At 65.1% G+C, this 4,721-nt stretch carries 6 protein-coding genes; all 6 read right to left on the minus strand.

What is annotated here, in order from left to right:
- A partial coding sequence (locus ACCC94_RS27845; RefSeq protein ID WP_413352827.1) for a hypothetical protein occupies window positions 1-150 on the minus strand: 150 nt, incomplete at its 3' end.
- A gap of 17 nt (window positions 151-167) precedes the next feature.
- Window positions 168-1,262 (minus strand): polyamine ABC transporter substrate-binding protein, encoded by a 1,095-nt coding sequence (locus ACCC94_RS27850; protein ID WP_413352823.1) that lies wholly within the window; start codon window positions 1,260-1,262, stop codon window positions 168-170.
- Between the two features lie 15 nt (window positions 1,263-1,277).
- Window positions 1,278-2,057 (minus strand): amino acid ABC transporter ATP-binding protein, encoded by a 780-nt coding sequence (locus ACCC94_RS27855; RefSeq protein WP_192432626.1) that lies wholly within the window; start codon window positions 2,055-2,057, stop codon window positions 1,278-1,280.
- A 1-nt stretch (window position 2,058) separates the two neighbouring features.
- On the minus strand, window positions 2,059-2,826 hold the full coding sequence (locus tag ACCC94_RS27860) for an amino acid ABC transporter permease (protein ID WP_413352824.1): 768 nt from the start codon (window positions 2,824-2,826) through the stop codon (window positions 2,059-2,061).
- An 11-nt stretch (window positions 2,827-2,837) separates the two neighbouring features.
- Window positions 2,838-3,644 (minus strand): ABC transporter substrate-binding protein, encoded by an 807-nt coding sequence (locus ACCC94_RS27865; protein WP_413352825.1) that lies wholly within the window; start codon window positions 3,642-3,644, stop codon window positions 2,838-2,840.
- Window positions 3,645-3,739: 95 nt separating this feature from the next.
- Window positions 3,740-4,405 carry a GntR family transcriptional regulator gene (locus tag ACCC94_RS27870; protein WP_413352826.1) on the minus strand — a complete coding sequence of 222 codons (666 nt, stop codon included), beginning with the start codon at window positions 4,403-4,405 and terminating at the stop codon, window positions 3,740-3,742.
- Window positions 4,406-4,721 lie beyond the last annotated feature (316 nt).

Raw genomic sequence — 4,721 nt, forward strand, 5'->3', positions numbered from 1 at the left:
GGCGGCGTCGATGGCGTTGCCGCCGGCGCGCAGCATGGCGATGCCGGCCTCGGCAGCCAGGGGCTGCGAGGCGGCGACCATGCCGTTGCGGGCGAACACGCTCTGGCGCTGGGAGGCGTAGGGATATTCGTGGGCAGAGAAGCTCAGCATGGAAAACTCTCTTCGGTTCAGCGGTCAGTCTTGATTCGGGTCCATTCGCGGGTGATTACGCGCTGGATTTTCGGCGGCAGGTCGGCGGAGACGTAGAGCTTCTCGATCACCGCGTCGCTGGGGTAGATGCCGGGGTTGTCACGCACTTTCGGGTCGAGCAGCGGCGTGGCGTCGGGGTTGGGGTTGGCGTAGCCGACGTAGTCGCTGACCGGGGCTATCACTTCCGGGCGCAGCAGGTAGTTCACCAGCTCGTGGGCGCCTTTGGGGTTCTTCGAGTCGCGCGGGATGGCGAGCATGTCGAACCACAGGTTGGCGCCTTCCTTGGGAATCACGTAGCGCACGTCGATCTTCTTGCCGGCTTCCTGGGCGCGGGTCTGCGCCTGCATCACGTCGCCCGAGTAGCCGACGGCCACGCAGATGTCGCCGTTGGCCAGGTCGGTGGTGTACTTGGAGGAGTTGAAGTAGGTGATCGACGGGCGCAGCTTCTGCAGCAGGGCGGAGGCCTTGGTGTAGTCCTCGGGATTCGTGCTGTTCGGGTCCAGGCCGAGGTAGTGCAGGGCCTGTGGGATGATCTTCACCGGCGCGTCGAGGAAGGCGACGCCGCAGCCGTGCAACTTGGCGAGGTTCTCCGGCTTGAAGATCAGGTCCCAGGAGTCCAGCGGGGCGCTGTCGCCCAGGGCCGCCTTGACCTTGTCGTAGTTGTAGCCGATGCCGACGGTGCCCCACATGTAGGGCACGGCGTACTGGTTGCCCGGGTCGGCGGCTTCCAGGCGCTTCATCAGGCGCGGGTCGAGGTGCTTCCAGTTGCTCAGCTGGGCGCGGTCGAGTTTCTGGTAGACGCCGGCGTTGATCTGCTTGGTGAGGAACTGGCTGGACGGCACCACCAGGTCGTAGCCCGAGTGGCCGGAGAGCAGCTTGGCTTCGAGCATCTCGTTGGTATCGAAGACGTCGTACTGGACCTTGATGCCGCTGTCCTTCTCGAAGTTCTTCAGGGTGTCCGGCCCCATGTAGTCGGACCAGTTGTAGAAGCGCACCAGCTTGTCGTCGGCCTGCGCGGCGGTGGCGCAGGCGAGGAGGGTGAGAGTGCTGGCGAGCAGAACGCGTTTACGCATGACTTGTCCTTATCGTTAGAGAACGCGACTTAAGAATTCCCGCGTGCGCGGGTGGTGCGGATTGCCGAAGACCTGCGCGGGCGGGCCCTCCTCGATGAGTTCGCCCTGGTGCAGCACCACCACGCGGTCGGCCACTTCGCGGGCGAAGCCCATCTCGTGGGTGACCACCACCATGGTCATGCCCTCGTCGGCCAGCTCCTTCATCACCTGCAGCACTTCGCCGACGGTTTCCGGGTCGAGGGCGCTGGTGGGTTCGTCGAAGAGCATGGCCTGGGGCTTCATCGCCAGGGCACGGGCGATGGCCACGCGCTGCTGCTGGCCGCCGGAAAGCTGGCCGGGATAATGCTCGGCCTTGTCCGACAGGCGTACGCGGGCGAGCAGGCGGCGGGCCTGGTCGAGCGCCTCGCCCCTGGGCACGCCGAGCACCTGGGTCGGCGCTTCGATGATGTTCTCCAGCACGGTCATGTGCGGGAACAGGTTGAAGCGCTGGAACACCATGCCGATGTCGCGGCGGCGGCGGGCGATGTTGCTTTCCGAGTCGCGCACCAGCTTGCCGTCCGGGCGCTCGCGGTAGCCCATCAGCTCGCCGTTGACGCGGATGCTGCCGCCCTGAATGTCTTCGAGGTGGTTCATGCAGCGGATGAAGGTGGTCTTGCCCGAGCCCGAGGCGCCGATCAGCACCACCACTTCGCCACGGTGTACCTCCAGCGACACGCCCTTGAGGATTTCCAGCTCGCCGAAGGCCTTGTGCACGTCGCGGGCCTGGATCACCACATCTTTCATGTCCGGGATCATCTCAACGCCCCCTCAGCAGTTTCATCGCCTGCCGGCCGAACATGCGGTTCGGCGCGGCAGGCTGGCCGTCGGATTTGCCGAAGCGCACCTCCAGCCAGCGCTGGAAGAAGCCCCACAGGGTGGTCAGGGCGAGGAAGTAGATCGCCACGACCAGGTACAGCTCGAACACACGGAAGGTCGCCGAAGTGACCATCTGGGTGCTCAGCAGCAGTTCCTGCACGCCGATCACGCTGACCAGCGTGGTGTTCTTCAGCATCACGTTGAACTCGTTGCCCAGCGGCGGAACTATCACCCGGAAGGCCTGCGGCAGGACGATGCGGCGCATCAGCTTGGGGAAGGTCATCCCCAGTGATTTGCCGGCCTCGTACTGGCCCTTGTCCACCGCGCCGATGCCGGCGCGGATGATCTCGGCCATGTACGCGCCTTCGTTGAGGCCCAGGGCGATGATCGCCGCCTGGATGTTGCCGGGCAGGACGAACAGCCCCAGGTCCAGGTCCTCGAAGCGGAAGATGCCGCCGGCGGCCAGCGCGGTGTAGAGGAAGACGATCTGCACCAGCAGCGGCGTGCCGCGCATCAGCCACACGTAGAAGCGCACCGGGTATTGCAGCAGCGGATTGCTCGACAGGCGCATCAGCGCCGCCAGCAGCCCGAGCACGCAGCCCAGCAGCATGGAGCTGACGGCGATCACGCAGGTCAGCCAGAGGCCGTAGAGGTAGATGTCGCTCGGCCGCAGCAGGTACTGCCAGAACACGTCCCAACTGAAGTTCATGGCTCGTTACCTCAGTCCAGTTTGTCGCCTTCGATGTGCCACTTGGTCAGGAGGGCGGCGTAGCTGCCGTCGGCCTGCATGTCCTTGATGATCTGCGTGACGGCTTCGCTGAGCTGCTTGTCTTCCTTGCGGATGCCCAGGCCGGTGAGGATGCGCGCGAAGGCCGGCACGCCGATCTCGAACAGGTCCGGGGCCATGCTCTGGTAGTAGCCGGCGGTTTCCACGGTGGTGCCGTAGGCGTCGGTCTGGCGGATGCGCAGGGACTGGAAGGCGTCGGTGTCGGTGTTGTAGACCACCACCTTCATAGGTGGCTTGCCGGCCTTGGCCAGCTTCTCGTTGTGGGCGTCGAGCAAGGTGCGGATGGTCGAGCCGTTGAGCACCGCGACCTTCTTGCCGGAAAGATCGTCCAGCGTGCGGATGCCCTCGGGGTTGCCCTTGGCGACCACCACGGCCTGGCTGGAGTACATGTAGTTGACCATGTCGATCACTTCGCGCCGCTCGGGCTTGTCGAACAGCTGGTCCACCAGCATGTCGCACTGGCCGGCCAGCAGCGCCGGGATCAGCCCGGAGAAGGGCGTGATGCGCCAGTCGATCTTCTTGTCGCCCAGACGCTTGGCGATGGCTTCGCCCAGGTCGATGGTGACCCCGGTGAGCTTCTGGTTCGAGTCATAGAAGCCCATGGGCGGAGAGTCCATGCCGCCGCAGAAGGTCACTTTCTGGGCGTTCTGCAAGCGGTCGGGAATCTTCACGTCGGCGTGCGCCAGCGGGGCGGCCAGGCAAAGGGCGAGAAGGCACTGCGGGATCCTGCGTTCGAACATATTGCTCTCCGGGGTGGGGTTGCCAGGGGCAGTTCAGGGACACAGAAGTACGGGTCTAGGCGCCCGTTGCTTCGATTCTCTTGGTCGATGGCGCCTCAGGTGGTCTGGGCCTCCAGAAAACGCGCCAGCGAGGGAATGGTTCCTTCGATGTGCTCGCAGATGACCCGCTCGGCCTCGCGGGCATCGCCCGAGCGCAGGGCTTCGAGGATCACGGCGTGCTCCTCGCGGGCACTCATGGGCTTGTCGACGTGCTGCAGCCACAGGCGCATGTGCGGTTCGATCACCGAATACAGCGCGGTGATCTGGCGCAGCAGGCGCGGACGCCCGGCGAGGCTGCAGAGGTATTCATGGAAGGCGCGGTGGCGGCTGACCCACTCGGCGCTGTCGTCGCGGTAGTCGTCCATCTCGTCGAGCATGCGCTCCAGACGGGACAGGTCGCGGTCGCTCAGTTGCGGCACGGCGATGCGGATGGCCAGGCCTTCCAGGGCGCTGCGCATCTCGAAGACTTCGCGCATTTCCTCGATGTTCAGCCCGCTGACGATGGCCCCGCGATTGGGCCGCAGGGTCACCAGGCCCTCGGCGTCCAGGCGCTTGAAGGCACCGCGCACGGGCATGCGGCTCATGCCGATCTCGCTGGCGATGTCCTCGGCCACCAGGCGGTCGCCGGTCCTGTAGCGGCCGGTGCAGATGGCCTGGAGGAGATAGTCGTAGGCCTCGTCTTCGGCGCTCATCGGCGGGCGGGCAGAGGGAACCAGGCGCATGGGATGTTTCCTCGTGGATTTTTGGATCCAATTATCCATGCATGCAATTAAGCAGTTGTCGTGCCAATGAAAGCGAAGTGATGGGAATGGGGCGGGGTAGAGCGCCGTACGCACGAAAGCGGCGTCGGAGTAGGGCGGCGGAAAGGGGCGGAACGGTAACGGGCAGGGCGATTCGTGCGCGTTGGCGGTGCGGTTCGGTAACGTTGTGGTGCGTGGGGTCTGGTCGATTTGCCGGGTAGGCCGGTGCTGGGTCAGGTTCGCGAGCAAGCTCGCTCCTACGAAAAGCGCTCCGATGCCGAGCCTGTAGGAGCGAGCT

The organism is Pseudomonas sp. Pseusp97, from assembly GCF_047304025.1.
In the GTDB taxonomy this organism is placed as follows: Bacteria; Pseudomonadota; Gammaproteobacteria; order Pseudomonadales; family Pseudomonadaceae; genus Pseudomonas.

What these genes read in the sequence shown, in the direction of transcription:
- ACCC94_RS27850 (WP_413352823.1), bottom strand. Translation starts at nt 1,262, where the DNA reads ATGCGTAAACGCGTTCTGCTCGCCAGCACTCTCACCCTCCTCGCCTGC.
- ACCC94_RS27860 (WP_413352824.1), bottom strand. Translation starts at nt 2,826, where the DNA reads ATGAACTTCAGTTGGGACGTGTTCTGGCAGTACCTGCTGCGGCCGAGC.
- ACCC94_RS27870 (WP_413352826.1), bottom strand. Translation starts at nt 4,405, where the DNA reads ATGCGCCTGGTTCCCTCTGCCCGCCCGCCGATGAGCGCCGAAGACGAG.
- ACCC94_RS27865 (WP_413352825.1), bottom strand. Translation starts at nt 3,644, where the DNA reads ATGTTCGAACGCAGGATCCCGCAGTGCCTTCTCGCCCTTTGCCTGGCC.
- ACCC94_RS27855 (WP_192432626.1), bottom strand. Translation starts at nt 2,057, where the DNA reads ATGATCCCGGACATGAAAGATGTGGTGATCCAGGCCCGCGACGTGCAC.